This is a genomic window from Bradyrhizobium sp. (genome assembly GCF_035652035.1).
GTDB lineage: Bacteria > Pseudomonadota > Alphaproteobacteria > Rhizobiales > Xanthobacteraceae > Bradyrhizobium.
The window spans coordinates 51,690-69,591 of sequence record NZ_DASREO010000003.1 but is presented as its reverse complement, the minus strand read 5'-3'; the positions used below and the strand labels follow the sequence as shown (position 1 = coordinate 69,591).

General features: G+C 60.0%; 11 protein-coding genes and 1 pseudogene. 7 read left to right on the top strand and 5 right to left on the bottom strand.

All coding sequences use genetic code 11. The features are described 5' to 3' along the window. The 4 genes and pseudogenes from VFB05_RS01130 to VFB05_RS01115 all read left to right on the top strand — a co-directional run. Positions 1-1,525 (top strand): NAD-dependent malic enzyme (locus tag VFB05_RS01130; protein ID WP_325007856.1); only part of this gene is annotated, 1,525 nt, incomplete at its 5' end. Between the two features lie 284 nt (positions 1,526-1,809). Next, positions 1,810-2,850: pseudogene (locus VFB05_RS01125) on the top strand (glycosyltransferase family 4 protein); the annotation flags it as partial. An 83-nt stretch (positions 2,851-2,933) separates the two neighbouring features. Further along, positions 2,934-3,566, top strand: coding sequence for a 2OG-Fe(II) oxygenase (locus VFB05_RS01120; RefSeq protein ID WP_325007854.1), 633 nt, complete (start codon positions 2,934-2,936; stop codon positions 3,564-3,566). Between the two features lie 23 nt (positions 3,567-3,589). After that, positions 3,590-4,417, top strand: coding sequence for an FkbM family methyltransferase (locus VFB05_RS01115; protein ID WP_325007852.1), 828 nt, complete (start codon positions 3,590-3,592; stop codon positions 4,415-4,417). Between the two features lie 92 nt (positions 4,418-4,509). On the opposite strand, the gene VFB05_RS01110 is transcribed toward VFB05_RS01115, so the two are convergent. The 4 genes from VFB05_RS01110 to VFB05_RS01095 all read right to left on the bottom strand — a co-directional run bounded on the left by VFB05_RS01110 (position 4,510) and on the right by VFB05_RS01095 (position 7,278). Further along, positions 4,510-5,427: an NADP-dependent oxidoreductase gene (locus VFB05_RS01110; RefSeq protein WP_325007850.1), complete on the bottom strand. Its 918-nt coding sequence runs from the start codon at positions 5,425-5,427 to the stop codon at positions 4,510-4,512. Between the two features lie 51 nt (positions 5,428-5,478). After that, entirely contained in the window at positions 5,479-5,895 is a 417-nt protein-coding gene (locus tag VFB05_RS01105) for an SPW repeat domain-containing protein (RefSeq protein ID WP_325007848.1), read from the bottom strand. A 128-nt stretch (positions 5,896-6,023) separates the two neighbouring features. Further along, positions 6,024-6,956, bottom strand: coding sequence for an AraC family transcriptional regulator (locus VFB05_RS01100; RefSeq protein ID WP_325007846.1), 933 nt, complete (start codon positions 6,954-6,956; stop codon positions 6,024-6,026). A gap of 187 nt (positions 6,957-7,143) precedes the next feature. After that, positions 7,144-7,278 carry a hypothetical protein gene (locus VFB05_RS01095; protein ID WP_325007844.1) on the bottom strand — a complete coding sequence of 45 codons (135 nt, stop codon included), beginning with the start codon at positions 7,276-7,278 and terminating at the stop codon, positions 7,144-7,146. A gap of 133 nt (positions 7,279-7,411) precedes the next feature. Between VFB05_RS01095 and VFB05_RS01090 the strand changes: the two genes are divergently transcribed. The 3 genes from VFB05_RS01090 to VFB05_RS01080 are packed head-to-tail and all read left to right on the top strand — an operon-like array spanning position 7,412 to position 16,676. Next, entirely contained in the window at positions 7,412-11,479 is a 4,068-nt protein-coding gene (locus VFB05_RS01090; protein WP_325007842.1) for an AAA family ATPase, read from the top strand. 32 nt (positions 11,480-11,511) lie between these two features. Next, a complete protein-coding gene (locus VFB05_RS01085) occupies positions 11,512-13,680 on the top strand; it encodes an NAD(P)-binding protein (protein ID WP_325007861.1) in 2,169 nt (722 codons plus the stop codon). A gap of 11 nt (positions 13,681-13,691) precedes the next feature. Beyond that, positions 13,692-16,676 (top strand): FAD-dependent oxidoreductase, encoded by a 2,985-nt coding sequence (locus VFB05_RS01080; protein ID WP_325007840.1) that lies wholly within the window; start codon positions 13,692-13,694, stop codon positions 16,674-16,676. 461 nt (positions 16,677-17,137) lie between these two features. Here VFB05_RS01080 and VFB05_RS01075 read toward each other — a convergent pair whose 3' ends face one another. Further along, the gene (locus VFB05_RS01075) at positions 17,138-17,335 is read right to left on the bottom strand and encodes a hypothetical protein (protein ID WP_325007838.1); all 198 of its coding nucleotides are present in this window, start codon (positions 17,333-17,335) and stop codon (positions 17,138-17,140) included. Between the last annotated feature and the right edge of the window lie 567 nt (positions 17,336-17,902).

Here is a 17,902-nt window from a genome sequence, read left to right as displayed (position 1 = left end):
TGGCTTGCGCGGCTTTCTGCCGGCGCATGTGCTCTCGATGGAGGAGCAGGTGGCGCGCGTTCTGACCAATCTGCGCAGCCTCCCTAACGACCTCGAAAAATACATCGCGCTCAATTCGCTGCACGACCGCAATGAAGAGCTGTTCTTTCGCGTCGTCTGCGACAACATCGATGAAATTCAGCCGCTGATCTACACGCCAACCGTGGGCCTCGCCTGCCAGCGTTACGGACTGATCTTCCAGCGCCCGCGCGGCATGTTCATCAGCGCAAACGACAAGGGCCGCATCGCCGAACTGCTCGGCAACTGGCCTTACCCGGCCAAGCTGATCGTCGTCACAGACGGTGAGCGCATCCTTGGGCTCGGCGATCTCGGCGCCCACGGCATGGGCATTCCGGTCGGCAAGCTCTCGCTTTATTCGGCCTGCGCCGGCATCTATCCAGAAAATTGCTTACCCGTCATGCTCGATGTCGGCACCAACAACCAGGACCTCCTGAACGACCGTTATTATATCGGGCTGCGCCAGAAGCGCCTGAGCGGCGAGGCTTACGACGAATTCGTCGATGAATTCATCACCGCGGCGCGAGCCGCCTTCCCCGGCGTGCTGATCCAGTTCGAGGATTTTGCCAATCACTCAGCATTCCGACTGCTGCATAAATACCGGGACGACATCCCGGTCTTCAACGACGACATCCAGGGCACGGCTGCGGTGGCTTTGGCCGGACTATTCTCGGCCTTGCGCGTGAGCGGCGGCAAATTGGCCGATCAGCGGGTGCTGTTCCTCGGCGCAGGCGAAGCGGCGACCGGCATCGCCGATCTCATCGTGTCGGCCATGATGGCTGAAGGCCTTTCGGAGGCGGAAGCTGTCCGGCGCAACTGGCTGGTCGATTCACGCGGCCTCGTCGTCAAAGGCCGCGCCGGAGTCACCGAGCACAAATTGCGCTATGCCCATGATCACGCGGGCGTCGACAACTTCCTGGCGGCGATCCGCGCCCTCAAGCCGACTGCAATCATCGGCGTCGCCGCGGTCGGCGGCGCCTTCACGCCGGACGTGCTGCGGGCGATGGCCGGGATCAACCACCGGCCGATCGTGTTTGCGCTTTCCAATCCGACCTCGAAGGCGGAATGCTCGGCCGAAGAGGCCTATCGTCACACCGCCGGCCGGGCGCTGTTCGCCTGCGGCAGCCCCTATGATCCCGTAAAACTCGACGACAAGACGTTCGTGCCGCGCCAGGGCAACAATTCCTACATCTTCCCGGGCGTTGGCCTCGGCGCGATCGCGAGCGGGTCAAAGCTCGTGACCGACGAGATGTTCATGGCGGCGGCGCACACGCTCGCCTATCTCGTTACCCAGGACGATATCGAACAGGGCAGCCTCTATCCGTCGCTGCCGCGAATCCGCGAGGTCTCGGCCCATATTGCCGCAGCGGTCGCCGAGGTGGCCTATAAACGCGGTCTTGCGACAGCTCCAAAGCCGAACGACATGATGGCGTATATCGAACAGCAGATGTACGACCCGCATTACTAGCTGCCTCGTAACTCACCGTTATTTCGGAACCTCCGATCTGCGGGCAAGCGATCGGAGGTTTTTCCATTTCCGCAGCGCTTGCGGGGGGTCGGCTGGCCGCGTGCGCGCCACGTCGGTCGAACGCCTTTCATATTGTTTTTTCTAGGTTTTTCCTGTTGCAGGATTTGAAAAAGCCGCCATGAAATCCGTGTTATTTTTGCGCTCGCTTGGCTTTGTCCGGCCCGCCGAACGCTGCTATGACCACCGGCAACTCATCGCGCTGTCTGCGCTGAAGGATCATCGCATTGACGAGCGATTTTTCGGACATCGAAGTCGTGGCCACGAATTTCAACTGGCGCCAATCCGGCGGCACGACGGCGGTCGCGCAGCTAGTGCCGGAGCAGGCGAAGACGTTGAAAATTGCGGCGCTCGGTTTCGATCTGCCGGAGCGCGTGCCGCGCATGCGCTGGCGCGATGTGCCAAAACTGTTCCGCCGGCCGGCCAATCGGCCATTTCGGATCTACCATTGCCGCCGCAACGTCGAGATGATGGCCGGGCTTGTGCTCCGCGATATCCTGCGCGCGCCGCTGCGGCTGATTTTCAATTCGGCCGGTCAACGCCGGCACAAGCCGCTGACGCGCTGGATGCTGCGGCGGATGGATGCCGTTATCACGACCAGCGAGCGTTCGGGCAGTTTCCTCGAAGTGCCATATACCGTCGTGCCGCACGGCACCGATTTCGAACATTTTCACCCGGCCCGCGGACCCGAGGACGACTATGCGGCGACCGGGTTGCCCGGCAAATACGCCGTCGGCTGCACCGGGCGAATTCGCCACCAAAAGGGCACCGACCTTTTTGTCGATGCGATGCTGCGACTTTTGCCGAACTATCCGGACTGGACGGCGATCATTACCGGCCGCACCACCGCCGACCAGTTGATCTTCGAGCGCGAGTTGAAGTCGAAGGTCGCGAGCGCCGGTCTCTCCGAGCGCATCGTCTTTCTCGGCGACGTCGAGGACATCGCGATCTGGTATCGGCGCTTCACCTTGTTCGTGGCGCCTTCCCGCCAGGAAGGTTTTGGCCTGACGCCTCTGGAGGCAATGGCGTCGGAGACCGCGGTCGTCGCCTCCGACGCCGGGTCCTTTCCCTCGATGATCCGGCCCGGGATCAACGGCGCCATCGTGCCGGCGGGCGATGTCGACGCTCTCGTCGCGGCGATCGAACCCTATTTTCGCGCGCCCAACCTTGCTAAGGAACAGGGACAGGCGGCGCTGGAATTCGTGCAGGCCAATTTTTCGCTTGCGGCCGAGGCCCGCGGAATCCGCGCTGTCTATGAGCGCCTATGGACCGAGGGACAAAAGCCCCTCAACATGTCGCGGAACGGGCAGCCGGCCGGGAACAAGACTGCAGGAAGTCGCCAGGAGAAACCATGCTGAAACTTGACGCGCTTCGCTCGACACCTGTCCAACACGATCCCTTCGAATACCTGATCGTGAAAAACTTCGTCGATGGCGAGAAGCTGAAAGGGGTCCTGGCCGACTATCCCGAAGTGCCCGGCCCCGGCTCGCATCCGCCGGCAGGCCTGAAGATTTCCGGACATTTCAAGGAACTGATCGACGAACTGCTGGGACCGTCGTTTCAGCATCTCGTCGAGGAAAAGTTCGACGTCGATCTTGCGAACCGGCCGACGATGTACACCGTGCGCGGCTTCTGCCGAGCCCGCGACGGCAAGATTCACACCGACTCCAAGACCAAGATCATCACTGTCCTGCTCTACATGAACGACGATTCCTGGGAGAGTTCGACCGGCCGCCTGCGCCTGCTGCGCAACGGGACAGATCTCGAAAATTATGTCGCCGAGGTTGAACCGTCCGGCGGCACGCTTCTTATTTTCAAGCGCGCCGACAATTCATGGCACGGGCATCATCCCTTTGAAGGCAGGCGCCGCGCGATCCAGATCAACTGGGTGACCGACCAATCGGTCGTCGACCGCGAGCAAGGCCGTCATGGCTTCTCCTCGAAGATCAAGCGGCTGTTCCAGCCATCGCACTGGATGCAGTGAGCTTCGGAATCGGGAGCTCTCCTGTGACGCCCGACAACGACACATCCACCGCGCCGTTCGGCGCGCTGGCGCCGAACGCGGCGCAAGCGGCTGTCATCCGCCTCGTGCAGCGATCGGGCCTCAAGCGCGGCGTATTCCGGCCCTGGATGTCGCGGCTGATCAACTTGATGCGGCCGGGCCCCGTCGATGCGCAGTATCAGGGCGCATCGTTCCGCTTCTATCATCTGCTCAGCGCCACCGAGCGCGGCGCCCTGTTCAATCCCGACTACAATCTGGATGAGCTTTCGTTTCTGCGCGCGCATACGCCCGATGGCGGCGTCTTCGTCGATATCGGCGCCAATGTCGGCACCTATGCGCTGACGCTGGCAAACAAGGTCGGCAAGAGCGGAACGGTGATTGCGGTCGAGCCGCACCCGGTGGCGCACGACCGTCTCGCCTTCAACCGCGCGGCCTCCGGCCTTGCCCAGGTCAAACTGCTGGCGGCCGCCGCAGGCGCCGAAAATGGCGAACTGTTGATGGAGACCGATAGCGCCAATCTCGGCGCGAGCCATGTCGCGAGCGGCGCATCCGGCGGCCACACCTTCCGCGTGCCCGCTTTCACCTTGCAGCAGATTCTCAGCGATGCCGGTGTCAGCAAGATGGATGCACTGAAGATCGACGTCGAAGGCTTTGAGGACCGCGTGTTGACCTGTTTCTTTGCGCAGGCGCCGCAGACGCTTTGGCCCCGCGCCGTCGTGATCGAACACCTCGAGCGCAAGAACTGGCAGCACGACTGCATCGACGACATGGTCTCGCGCGGCTATCGCGAGGAGCGCAAGACGCGCAGCAATACGCTATTGGCGCGGGGGTAAGGCGCGCGTCCGTCGTCGCTCTCGCTACGCGTGGCTTCGCGCCATCCGGCCGACCCGAACAGCGCCGGCCGGCTGCGCGCATCAATCATCGCTCAGGGACGAACGCGGATGATCGTCTTTCCCTTGCGTCGCTTCGTCGGGTTCAAGGCGACGACGGCATAGTCGAGGGTCGAGACGTTGCCGATGTTCGTCCGCAGTCGTCCGTCCCGCAGCCGCTGGACGATCTCACTCAACTGGGCACGATCGGACTCGACGACGAAGTCGACCGCGAGGCCGTTGGCGGGCCGCGCCTCGCACGGCCCAACGACGCACACCAGCGTTCCTCCGGCTCGAACCAGACGCGCGGATCGCTTCCCGATGTCGCCGCCGATGAGATCGAACACCAAATCGACGCCGCCGACGTCTTCCAGGGCGTCGTTCTCGAGGTCGACGAATTCCTGCGCACCGAAATCGAGCACAGTCTGGCGGTCGGCGGCGCGTCCGGCCCCGATGACGTGGGCGCCGAATTCTCGTGCGAGCTGCGTCACCATCGAACCGACTGCGCCCGCTGCGCCGTGCACGAGTACGCTTTGCCCTGCCTGAAGGCGGCCGTGCAGGAACAGTCCCTGCCACGCGGTGAGTCCGGAGATTGGCAGACTCGCGCCCACCGTGAAATCGACGTCGCCCGCGAGCGGCGCGAGGTTGCGCGCCTCGATGGCGACATACTCCGCCAGAGTGCCGTCGCGATACCAGTCGGCGAGGCCGAACACGCGCTGTCCCACCGACAGCCCCGTCGTGCCGTAGCCGAGAGCGGTGACCACTCCGGCCAGTTCGTGGCCCGGGATCGACGGCGTTCGGGGACGACCGAGGCGATCCGTCCAGGTCGAGGGCCACTCCAGCTCAGTCGGGACGAATCCCGACGCATGGATCTGAACGACGACGTCGTTTATCGCTGCTTGCGGCGCGGGCCGCTCCGCCAGCTTCATCCCGGCTTTTCCCGCAGCCTGGTCCGTTACGACAATTGCCTTCATGGTCATTCTCTCCTGAGAAATTTGCCCCCCGTTGCCGGAAGCAAGGAGACTTCAAGCGCTTGCTGTCTGCAGCTGCATCGCATCTTGCTTCTGCAAGCAGAGCACCACCAACAGCGCCCCGCCATTTGCCCAGTAGTACCAGGCATCAAGACCGGTAAAGCCGAGGGCAAACGGCGCCGTCACGAAGATGATGCCGACCAGAGCATCAACCGCGACATGAAATGAGAACGGGATAATCCGGATCACGCCCGTCCTGTGATTCGTAAAGAACGTCAGAATGATCGCTGCCACGCCGGTGGCGACAGCGAGCCATTTTGCCGAAGGATTTGAGCTGCCGAGTCCGAGCACGAAGGGCAACGCGATCAAGCTCGCAGCAACAGGATAGTCCAGGTAAGCGTGCATCGTCTTGGTGACGAACCTGGGATCGAAGCGAGTGTAGGGATGGGTGGCTTGTTGAGTGATTTGCACGATCTGCTCCTTTGGTTCGAGTGGCGACTATTTGCAACACCACTCACCTAGGATCGCGCGGCAGCCAAGAGCAAGACACGCGAACAAACTATGGACTGTCTGCAAGACGGTTGGGACGATCTGCAAACCTACGACGATTCAAGATCGCGAGTGTCGGTCGGAGGAATTCCAAAGCGTTGGGAAAATGCCCGCGCGAAGGCAGCCGCCGATTGGTATCCAGCTTGAGCTGCAACTTCTTTCACGCTTGCTTTGGAACTGCCGAGCCTGGCCAAGGCTTTTTGCAATCTCCATTCCGTGACATAAGCCATAGGCGCGACACCGACGAGTTCGGTAAACCGCTCCGCGAAGCGGCTCCTCGACATGCCGCTTGCTTTTGCGAGAGCTTCGACCGTCCACGGATCGCCGGGCGTTTTGTGCACCAGTTCAAGAGCGCGGCCGATATGAAGGTCCGTCATCGCGGTCATGATGTTGACCAGTGGCGGATGACGTTCGACGCTTGCCCGCACCGCCTCGATAAAAAAGACTTCCGACAGGCGCGCGATCGAAGCGGCAGCACCGACCTCGTCACTGAGTGCTCGCCGCGCAACCAGGCGCAGTGCCTCGTCAAGCAGCGGATAACGATCGCGGTCACGTTGGGTTATCAGGATCACTTCGGGCAATGCGCCAAGCAGCGGATGATCGGCGCCCTGCGAAAAGCCCAGGTGACCACAAACCATTTGGGTCGAGGCCTGAGAGTCACTCTTGCCAATCACGAACGCGCCCTTGCCGTCGTAACCCGATTCCTGGATCACGCGTTCTAACGGCGCCGGTGCCCGGCCGAGACGATCGGCCAGCACATGTCCCCGGCCGCGGGGAATCAATACGACATCGCCGGATTCAAGAACGACATTGCTGCCGGACGGAAGGCTCACATGGCAGCAGCCCTGGATCACAAAATGGAACCGCGCGGCTTGCTCGTATGCCGGAACAGTAATGGCCCAGGGCGGCGAACAGTCGGTACGGAAGTAAAGCGTTCCTTTGAGCCTGATGGTCTCAAAGACATCACTCAAGAGGTCGAACATGCGGGCGATCTCGTCCAGCTAAACGCCCCGCACCCGCGTTGCATGATAGCAGACTTCGCCTCGCACGTCGCTGACGGATCAAAAGCGAAGAACTCAGCGCGAGCAAATTGTGTCCGCTATGACCCGAAGGCTCGCCAATACGGCACGCGAGCGCATCAAGATCGACGGCGGCGGCTTAGCACTGCGACTACCTTCGTGCGCTGGCGCAACGCGTCGAGGTCATTGACCGCACCGACCGCATCATGCGCGCATCGATGCGGTCGGTGAGCATCGTCAGCACCGGCACCTCCAGCGTGTAACGGGCAGCACCGGGGCTGGACAACAGCGCGCCCTCCGTCGCCGTTTGTCGGTAACCAGATACTTAATGCGGATTATGGGCTCCTTCTGGACGCATGGTCGCTGGGGACGAGATGTGTCAGTGTCCGTTTGGACATGCCCCGAACGGGACGGTGCTGTTGGTTGAGGGAACGGTCGTGCAGCCCCTAAGCAACGCCTTTGCCGCTTATGTCCCAAGGTGGGTGACCCGGTCGCTTGATGAACGCTGGGCCGCGGAAGGTCGTCCGTTTTCCGTCAAACGTCGTGTCGCCGCTCTGTTTCTGGATGTCGCAGACTTTTCGGAAAAGACCGGTACGTTTGCTGCTCGCGGAGCGCGCGGGGCCGAAGATCTCTCGACGATCTTGAACGGTTGCTTTTCGGTCCTGACCGATACAATCGACGATTACGGCGGAGACGTCGTCGCCTTCGCCGGGGATGGGCTCGTTGTGCTGTGGGACGAGCCCGACATCCGAACCGCAGCGGTGCTGGCTACAAGCTGCGCGCTGGCGTTTCAAGATGCTCTAGGCAATTGGGCACGGAGTACCAACCATGACCTGCATGTAAGAGTCTCGATAGAAATCGGCGAAATCTTCCTTTGCCGCGTGGGCGGCGTCGATGCTCGATGGCATTATTTGGTAGCCGGCGACCCCGTCCGGCTCGCGTGTGCGGCCTATCACAGGGCCGATATCGGACAGGTCATTCTGTGTCCGGCCGCGCGCGATGAGATCGGAGAGCTTTGCGCCGGCAAGATCGTTGACGACGTTTTTTTTCAGGTGACGGGCGTTGTCGCGCCGATCCGTAGCGTTCCACCAAAATGGGATGGTCGCTTTCAGCCGGAAGCGCTGCGATTGCTTCTGCCGAAAGTAGTGCTCGATCGCGCACGCTTCGGTGAAGGCCGCTGGCTGGCCGAATTCCGTAAACTCACGATCGTCAGCATCAGACTCGGTGATCTAGGCCCTGACGACAATCTGTTGGACAAGCTTCAAAACGCAATTTTCGCGACACAGAAGATAGCGGCCCGTTTTGAAGGCACGATCCTGAATATCGTCACGACTGACAAGGGAATTCACGTCACCCTCGTTTTCGGCCTGCCGCCTCTGGGTCACAGCGACGATGCGCTGCGCGCGATCGAGGCGGCCTGGGCGGTACGCCGGGCTCTCAATAGCCACGAGGTCATGGCATCGATCGGCGTCGCTACCGGCCGACTGTTTTGCGGCGAGTACGGAGGGCAAACGCGCCGCGAATACTCGATCTTGGGACAAACGATCAATCTGTCGGCGCGGCTAATGGTAGTTGCGGAGAACGAAGTGCTTTGCGACGCAATCACCTCGACGTCTGTTGATTCACGCGTCACGTTTTCCGCACTCCGAAGCATGCGGTTGAAAGGTTGGGCTCGACCGGTGCCGATTTATCGGCCCGAGGCTGTGCTGGGCCCGCAGGGACTAAGGAGCCCGGGAGATATCGTCGGAAGAGATGCGGAGCGAGCAATCTTAGCCAATGCGCTCCGAAGCCTGCTGAATCACAAAGGGCAACTCGTCGTAGTTCAAGGAGAGGCCGGAATCGGCAAATCGAGGCTCCTTGCGGACTTGATCGAAAGAGCCAAGTCGAAGGGGTGTCACGTCTATCGAGGATTTGCCACCGCGATTGAACAACCGACCCTGTATTACGCGTGGCGTGACGTTGTGCTGCAACTGATAGGCGCCACCTCAAATCTGGATCCGGAGCTCGTTCAAAAAAAGGTCATTGCCGCCCTTGCCGACGACCCGCAACTTTTGGGTTGGATGCCGCTTCTCGATGACGTGATCCATGTCGGTTTCGCTGAAACCGAGTTGACTCAGACAATCACCGGCTCCGCACGAGCATCCAGCATTGAACAAATAATTGTTCACTTGCTGAGAAGGTCCGCTTCGAGTGGACCAACCGTCCTGATCTTCGAAGATCAGCACTGGTTTGACGATGCATCAACAGCGCTGCTGAGATCGGTTACGCGTCGATTGCCTGAAATCCTGGCGATCACGAGCCGAAGATCCAACGAGGGCACACCAACGTTCGACTCTGGCGCACTCAAGGTTGCCCAAATCGTGACGCTCGACGCTCTGAGCGAGGACGCCGTCGCCGAGCTGGTTCGGCGGCGCCTTGGCGTCGTCTCGCTTCCCGCCGAGCTCCAGGAGTTCGTGCATCGCCACGCCGGCGGCAATCCATTTTTCTGCGAAGAACTGCTGCTCGCTTTGCGCGACACAGGAGCAATTGAGCTCGATCGAGACGGTTGCAGGGTCAGCGGCGACCTGGCCGCCGCCTCCCACTCGGCGCTCTCTGCGAGCGTAGAAGGCGCGATCGTCAGCCGCATCGACGCGCTGCCGCCGGCTCACCAAATGGCGCTGAAGGTCGCCAGCGCCATCGGCATGGAATTCTCCTCAAAAACGTTGCAGATCATCTACCCGGATTCCTCGACGGCAAGTGAAGTACCGGATCTCCTCGATCGGCTGGTGGAGCTCGAGTTACTGCGCGTCCAAATCACCGATGGGCAAACCGCCTATGATTTCCGACATGCAATCATTCGGGCGGTCACCTACGACCAACTGTCGTTTGCCCAGAGACGCGACCTTCATCGGGAAATTGCCGATTGCATCGAGAAACTCAACCGGGTTCGTTTGGAGCCTTTTTACGCCCAGCTGGCGCTTCATCGGGAGCTGGCAGACCAGGCGATCCTGGCCATCGAATATCTGGATCGGGCCGCTGAGCAGGCGCTGCGCAACTATGCAAACCGTGACGCGATCGGCTACGCGACGAGGGCGACAAAACTTGCGGATTCAGCCGGAGACAGCGTCGACGATCGCCGCCGGTCGGTTTGGCAGATCACGTTCGGCGACGCATACCACGAGCTGAGAGACTATGACGCGGCCTCTCGCCACTACGAAGACGCGCTGACGTTGCTTGGCCGTCGAGTTCCGGCGACGACCGCTCAAACGGTACGGGACCTTCTCGGCAACGTGGCATGGCAGATTGGTTCTCGGATCCGGGGCGCTTCGCTTCACCCGGCGCCCGCTGGGGAGCGTGAGGAGTTGCGCCAGGCGGCCCACGTCTACGAGCGGCTCGCCGAGGAGTATTTTTATCAGAATGATTCATTGCGCCTGCTGCACGGCACGCTGGCGTCGCTCAACCTGGCCGAACGCTGCGGTTCGACGGCCGAGACGATCAGCGGATACAATGGGCTGGCGCTGGGACTTGGCATGTCGGGAATGAAAGGTCCGGCTCGCTTCTACAGCAGATGCGCCTTTCAACTGGCGCGCGAGCGCGGCGGCAAGCCCGAAGTAGCGCGTGCAAATCTCGTCGCCTCGGTGCTCGCGAGCGGCCTCGGTGAACGAGACCACGCCCAAACTTTCGCTCTCGAAGCAGCAGCGGCGTTTCGCGAGCTCGGCGATCAAGCCCGTTTGCAAAACGTCCTCGTTGGCCGCGTTTTCGCGCACCTGATTCACAGCGATATAGCGCGCGCGGAAAGCTTGCTCAACGAGCTCTCGGTGCCTGATCTGAAAGACGCCAGCGAAACTATTCGGGCATGGCGACTCTGCGCGCGTGCGATCATCGACACCATCAAAGGCGACGCTGATACCGCATTGCTGTTGGAGCTGCGATCCGTCGCCGACGGCAAACACGCGCCCGCCGACCGCCTGCTATGCTTCGGTGTGCTGGCGTCGGCATACGAACGACGAGGTGATTTCCATGCCTCCCTCGAAGCGGCCGAACGGGGATTCGACGTGCTGCAAAGCTGCCAAGTCGTATGGGCGGCCTGGGGCGTTTACGGGGCCGCCGGCGTGGTCGGGACGCTTATCGCGCATTGCGAGCGAGTAGCGAGGGCGCGGCCGTCTGCTGGGGATTTGGAGTCCAAGGCGCGCCGGGCGTGCGACCTTCTATATCGGGCCGCACGCAGATCGCCAGTCTGCCGCCCGGCGGCTCTATTGTTGCGAGGATCGATGTCCTTTCTGCGCGGCTACAAGTGGCGCGCCAGACGCGATTGGCGCCGCGCTGTCGGTTGCGCGGAGAGTCTCAACATGCAATATTTTGCGGGCCTAGCTTGGCGTCAGATCGGAAAAAGCAGCGCGCAAGAGGATCCGTTACGAGACTTCGCATTATCGCGCGCTGAGAAGGCTTTCCAAGTAGTCGGAGCAATTGCGGACCTGACAACGGTTCGACTGTCATTAGTAGATTGAGCCCACGAAACGGTTCTGGGACAATTTGTGTGATGCGCAGCGAGGGACGTCAAAAGATCGTCATTGTCGGCGGTGGTCCTGCTGGGCTTGCTGCGGCGTTCGAATTGACGAAGCCCGGCCTTTATCCTGGCGAATGCGTAACCGTTTATCAGATTGGCTGGCGCTTGGGCGGAAAGTGCGCGAGCGGACGAGACGACAGAATGCGGGTCGTCGAGCATGGGTTGCATTTGTGGTTCGGCTACTACGAAAACGCTTTTCGCCTGTTGCGAGAGGTATACGAGGAGCTGCCGACCAAGCCCAGACGTTTTCCTAGTTGGAGCGACGCCTTCCAACCCCAGAAGTCCACGCAGATCGGCGACCAGCGCATTGGGAAGAACGGATTTATTCCCTTCTTCTGGCCGACAAGGAAAGGTAGCCCGGGGGATGGACGTCAACCACAGCTCTGGGACAGCCTTATAGGCGTCCTCGAGATCCTGTCGCAGGTTCACGACGCGTTCGCTGTGACGACCCCGCCCGAGCACGGAACGGTTTCCGTTCATCCCGACCAAGGCCTGGCGTTCGACTCGCTGTTCTCGAGCCGCGGAGCGCTCGACAACGTGAGTCCACGGGACGCCATCCGATGCGCCCACCAGTGGAGCACAAAGATCCGACCCGGCCGCTCCGATCCAATTCACTTGATCGGTCTGAAGGCCTTGTTGAAGGCCACGGCAATAGCCCTGAGCGAACAATCAAGACAACACGTGCGCACGACTGCCAACGACAAGCTGCTGTCCGAAGCGACGGACATCGCCGCTGCCTTCGTCAGCGGTATCATCGACGACGTCGTCTTCAGGCGTATGGAAGTTGTCGAACTCGACGAATCTGATTTCTGCGACTGGCTTGTTGCAAACGGTGCTGACAGGAGCACTGCGAACAGTTCTCCGTTGGTGAACGCGCTGTATGACTTGATGTTTCAATATTACGAGGGGAGGACCGAACGTCCCAGTTATGGCGCCGGAACAGCTGCACAAGTCATTCTCCGGATATTGGGGACCTATAAGGGCGAGGCGGTCTGGAAACCCAACGCGGGCCTTGGCGAGGTCTTTGTCGCGCCGCTTTACGAAGTGCTCAAGGCACGCGGCGTTCGCTTCGTGTTCTTTCACAAGCTGGAGGAGATCGAGCTGACGGAAGATCGCTCGGCAGTGGCGCGGCTGCGCTTTTCCCGTCAGGCCGATCTGCCGGAAGAAGGCTTCGAGCCAACATTCGCCTACGAGGGATTGACCTGCTGGCCGGAAACGCCCGCGATCCAGCGCGGGGTCGGCTCACCGGACAGCAACCTCGAATCTCGGTGGTGCGATGCGCGGGTCAAGCCCGATCTCGTGCTCAACCACGGCTCGGATTTTAGTGACGTGATTCTCGCAATCCCGCCCGGAGCATTCAGGCCTCTTGGCGGAGATCCGGGGCCCTGCGCGGAGCTTGTCCGCGCAAGTCCCAGATTCCGTGCGATGGCCGAAAATGTCGGCCTCGTTCCTAGCCTGTCCGCGCAAGTGTGGAGCAAAAAGTTACTTCCGGATCTTACGGGACCGATACCGGCGACGGCGATGGTCTCGGGACCGCCCGCCCTACAGATTTGGGCCGACATGTCACAGACCCTGGAATGCGAGCCCAAAGGACCAAATACGCCAAAATCTCTCTACTATTTCTGTAACGTATTCGGCTCACGTCCCTCCAGCGACACAGAAACCGCTGGTCACGCATCGAAAGCCGCTCGAGCTCTCGCGATCGATTGGTTCGAGAAATATACGCCTGCATTCTGGCCAAAAGCCACGAGCGCCAACGGACGCGATTTCGATTGGGATACGTTTGAGGACCCGCGCAACCAGAAGGGCCCCGACCGCCTCGATGCCCAGGTGGTCAAGGCGAATGTCGATCCCGTCGCCTGCTGTTCTGGCTCGGCCGCCTGTTCAACGGGATGGCGGCTCAAGACCGACGCATCCGGCTTCCGGCACCTGTATCTTGCGGGCGCCTGGATAGATACTGGATTCAACACCGAGTGCATCGAAGCGGCCGTCATGTCGGGCAAGCAAGCGTCCCGCGCCATCTGCGGTTCGCCAGCGATCGTCGAGGGCGAGCACTTCATGCGCCCGGGCAAATCCACCGGTTTCGGTGATTTTAATCTCGCGCGAAAGGCTCTAGCGCTTTTCGCGGTCGCGCGATCGTAGAGGCGGCGCCGATGCAGCGGGCTCACGGGAGATCAAAGATCGCGATACTCGGCGGCGGCATAGGTTCTCTTGCAGCTGCCTTCGATCTGACCGAGGTGGATCCGCACGGCAACCTCTATGACATCACGATCTATCAGGTGGGCTGGCGTCTGGGCGGCAAGGGCGCGGTCGGGTGGACATGCGAACGTTTCCCCACCCCGACGTTTGAAGATCAGCAGGTTCAGCTCGAGCACGGCCTTCACGTCTGGGCCGGCTTTTACGACAATGCGTTCGATCTGTTGCAGCGTTGTTACGCCGCCCACGATAGGCCCCCCTATCATTCATATCTCGACGCTTTCACGCCGGTGAATAGCTGCTGGGTGATGGACGACGAGACCGGCGCCTGGGAGAAGTGGGAGCTCGACGTCCCCCCGAACCGGCAGATTCCCGGCATCAGTCGCCTGCCGCCCTCGAGCCCGGTCCTCTGGAGCCGCCTGCTGAGCTTCGTCACCAAGGGTTCGCAAAACAATGCGCTGCGGGCTTATGTTGGGAATGTGCGCGGGCAAATTCAACTGGCGCAAAGTGCGCAGAACATCGAATTTGCACGGACGGCGAGACAGATCGCCGATGGGCTCTCCGACTACCCGATGGGCATTGGCCCTGGGCAACGCGCCCGGCTTCGCGAACTCGTCGACTTCGCGATGGATAATCTTCACGAAGAATATTTCGACAGCAAGCTGATCAACGCCGGACTCGGGCTGACCGACGACATGCGGCGCCTGGCGATCATGGTCAACATTGGGCTGGCGTTGCTACTTGGCATGCTGAGCTCCAAGGTGCTCGTGAAAGGCTTCGACAGTATCGACCGATGGGAATGGTCGCAGTGGATGTCGGGCTACGGCGCCTGGGACATGAGCCTCCAGTCGGGCCTGGTGCGAGGGTTCTACGATTACGTCTTCGGCTTTGACGGTGACCGGCGTCGCGCGGTGGCCGCCGGCACCTCGACCAGGGCGTTCCTGCATCTCCTCTGCGCTTACAAAGGTTCGCTCTTCTATAAGTTAAACGTGACGATGGGCGAGTTTCTTTTCGCGCCCCTCTACGAGGTTCTTGTGAAGAGGGGCGTCAAGTTTCAATTTTTCAGCCGTGTCGACAAGCTTCATCTGTCTCAGGACAAGAAGACCATCGAACAAATTGATATCGGTCTACAGGCACGCTTGAGCGATACGAGCGAGCCGTATTACCCCCTGATCACGACGCCCGACGGGAAAATGAAGACGTGGCCGGATCGTCCCGACTATGATCGATTGGACCATGGCGATCAGATTTATGCAAAGCTGCTGCAAGACAAGCAGGATCTGGAGTCTCCCTGGAACAGTTGGGGCATCGTCGACACTATCGCCCTGAGACGGGACAACGGCGACTTTGACAAAGTAATTCTTGGCATTGGTTTAGGCGCACTAAAATCTATTTGTTCCGAGCTTTGCGACGAGCCGACTTTGGCGTGGGGCGAAATGATCGCCAACGTCCGCACTTGCCCGACACTCGCGACCCAGCTTTGGGTCAACAAGCCGGCGACTTACTACGGCTGGCCGCCAAAAAATACGATTGTTACGTCTTTCGCGGAGCCGCTCAATACCTGGGGCGACAATTCGCAACTGATCGATCAGGAATCGTGGCCCTCTCACTCCAAACCCGCAAGCCTCGCCTATCTCGTCGGCAATCTACTACCCGACGACCAATTTCCGCCGCCGGGCAAACCGGACAATTTCCCGGTCATCCAGCTTCAACGTGCCAACGTGCAGGTTGATAAATGGCTGCAAGACGAGCTTCCTTTGCTGTGGCCAGGGTATCAACAGACGGATCTGGCGCGTCCACCTTATGTCCGGGCGAACGTGAACCCCTCCGATCGCTACGTGCAGTCGGTTCCTGGAAGCGTGGAGAGCCGGCTCCGTCCCGACGGCTCCGGCGTCAACAATCTTTATCTTGCAGGCGACTGGGTTCGCGTTGGACTCAACGCGGGGTGCATCGAACAAGCTGTTCTTGGGGGCCGCGCAGCGGCCCGAGCAATAACGGGAGTTGACATGAATAGTTCGTATGACGGCGATCGGAATTGGAACGACGACGCACCCTTGTCTCCAGCGCTAGCGGCACTGTTGAGCAATTTGCCGGATCTGACCCGACTTGCGCTGGGCGGCGTCGGAAGAGTCGAGGCCCGCTGTATCGTCGATTACGTGCAGGCGACATTCATTGACCAAATGTTGCCGCCGGGCCTGACGCTTAATCTGCCAAAGGAAAAACTTGAAAAAATAACGTTGCCGATCTGTCTCGCATTCTCCGAGCAACGAAACGTCAGACCCGGTTTTGTACCTTTTGGCGGCATCAACTACATGGAATTCGCAGTGATATTTCATAATATATATAGTTGCGATACGAACGATGACTATAATGGTCCATTCGTGTACATGCCGCGGATACTCTTGAATTCGTTTCCGCCGGCGGCGATCGGGGCGAAGGCATACGGGTTCAACAAGCGCGTGGCACGAATTAGTCGTGTAGGCGATTCTTTCAACATTCAGAACGACGAGGGCGTAATTTCCGCGCGCTTCGAAGAGGCGTCCTTGCTTGGCAAAATTGGCGATTTTCGCGAGCTCGCGATTGTTAGGCAGATATTAGACCAGCCAGTCATCAGCGAGACTTCGGAAGGCGGTTGGATAAGCTCTTACCTCGACTATCATCTGGATCAGGCGAGCTTCCAGTCTCTCAAGGGAAAATGCTCCATCAAGCAAGGTGGCTTAAGTAAGACAATAGACTTCGTTGGTGTTCCAGGCCCGGAGAATTCCGAAGTCGAGAAAGGGGAAATCGCAAATCGGCCGCTCGGGTTCCGCATGGTGACCAATTGGGATCTTACTCTCCCGATGCGTGTCGGCGAGCACGAGGGATTGCTTCCGACCCCCAAACGGATGCACGCCGCTGCGATCACAAACAGATTGATGGCCCGTCTGCGCGGTCTCCGCTAGCTTCCTGCTACGCGGCATTGCAGTGGTGCTGCCGGGGCTGGGCGGCCCTTAGTACATCCACACTGCATACAAGATCACCGCAATTAACAGGGCGACCCAGCCAAGTGAGAGGCGATAGAGCCAAGTGTCGCGTTCCATGGATCGCGAGCATGCACATTCAGGCGCACTTGCAACTTACATGCGTTAACGACCGATTTAGCAGGGGAAGAGAAACCGCCAAGACAAGCCCTACGGTGGCCAAGCCAAGAAGGATCACAACGCTTATAACTTCTTTCGCCCATAAGGATGCCCTCTCGCTTGCGAAGCTTATCGCAGGCCAATGCCGAAGCAACCGGAGACGCGCTCAAAAATACCCCCGCCATACGGCGGGGAGTGAGGGAGGAAAGATAGCGGCCTTGTGGGTTCTTTCTGTCGCTGCCGCGCATGACCTAAGTCAAGAGCAATGGATCACCCCAGATGCGCTAGCTATTCTTGTTATCGTTTCCGAGTGCTCCAATCATCGAACGGCTTGATGTTTCTTCGTGAAAATATTTCGTTTTTTCTTCCGTCAATAGCCGCAGAAGCATCTGTCGTTGCACGTCTGAAATTCGCGCATCGGCAAGTAATTTCCTGCATGCGATCAGATTTTCGTAGCGAATGGATGCTGCGAGCGATCCCATGACGTTTTCCCTGCTCGTCTTTTGGAGAAAGTAGACAGTAGCTCGGTTTCGACGGACGGCGAATTGTCCCAATGGACACTGTACTCTTAGGCCGCGCGCCTGTGCCTCGCGTCGCAATTGATCCAGATCAACGTTCCGATTTTTTTCAAGTCGAGCGCAACTGGCAGCGGAGCGCGGGTAGCGTCGAAGGCCTGCAACTCTATCTTAAGTACAACGCGCCGATTGTCCCTTGGGACAATTATCGGGCTATTGAAGTTGTGATTTGCTCGTGTCGTGCGCCGTCGATTTTCTGCCCACCCCCAAACCGTCGGCGGATCCCCTCGCACGTCCCCGGCGTTCCCCCACGCCGGGGGCACCCTGCGGTGATCGGATGGATGTCGAGAACGAGCGTGATCGAGGCTTGGAGGTAGGCCGCCGTTGGGCACAGCGTGCTTGCGCGCACGAACTTGCGAGTATCGCAACAGCGTCGTTTGACGATCTAAACAAAATTCTCCCGCCGGACGTATCGGATCATTTTGTCGGTGGCTTTCGTGAAGCTGTACTGCATGTCTGGCGTGGCGGGTAACC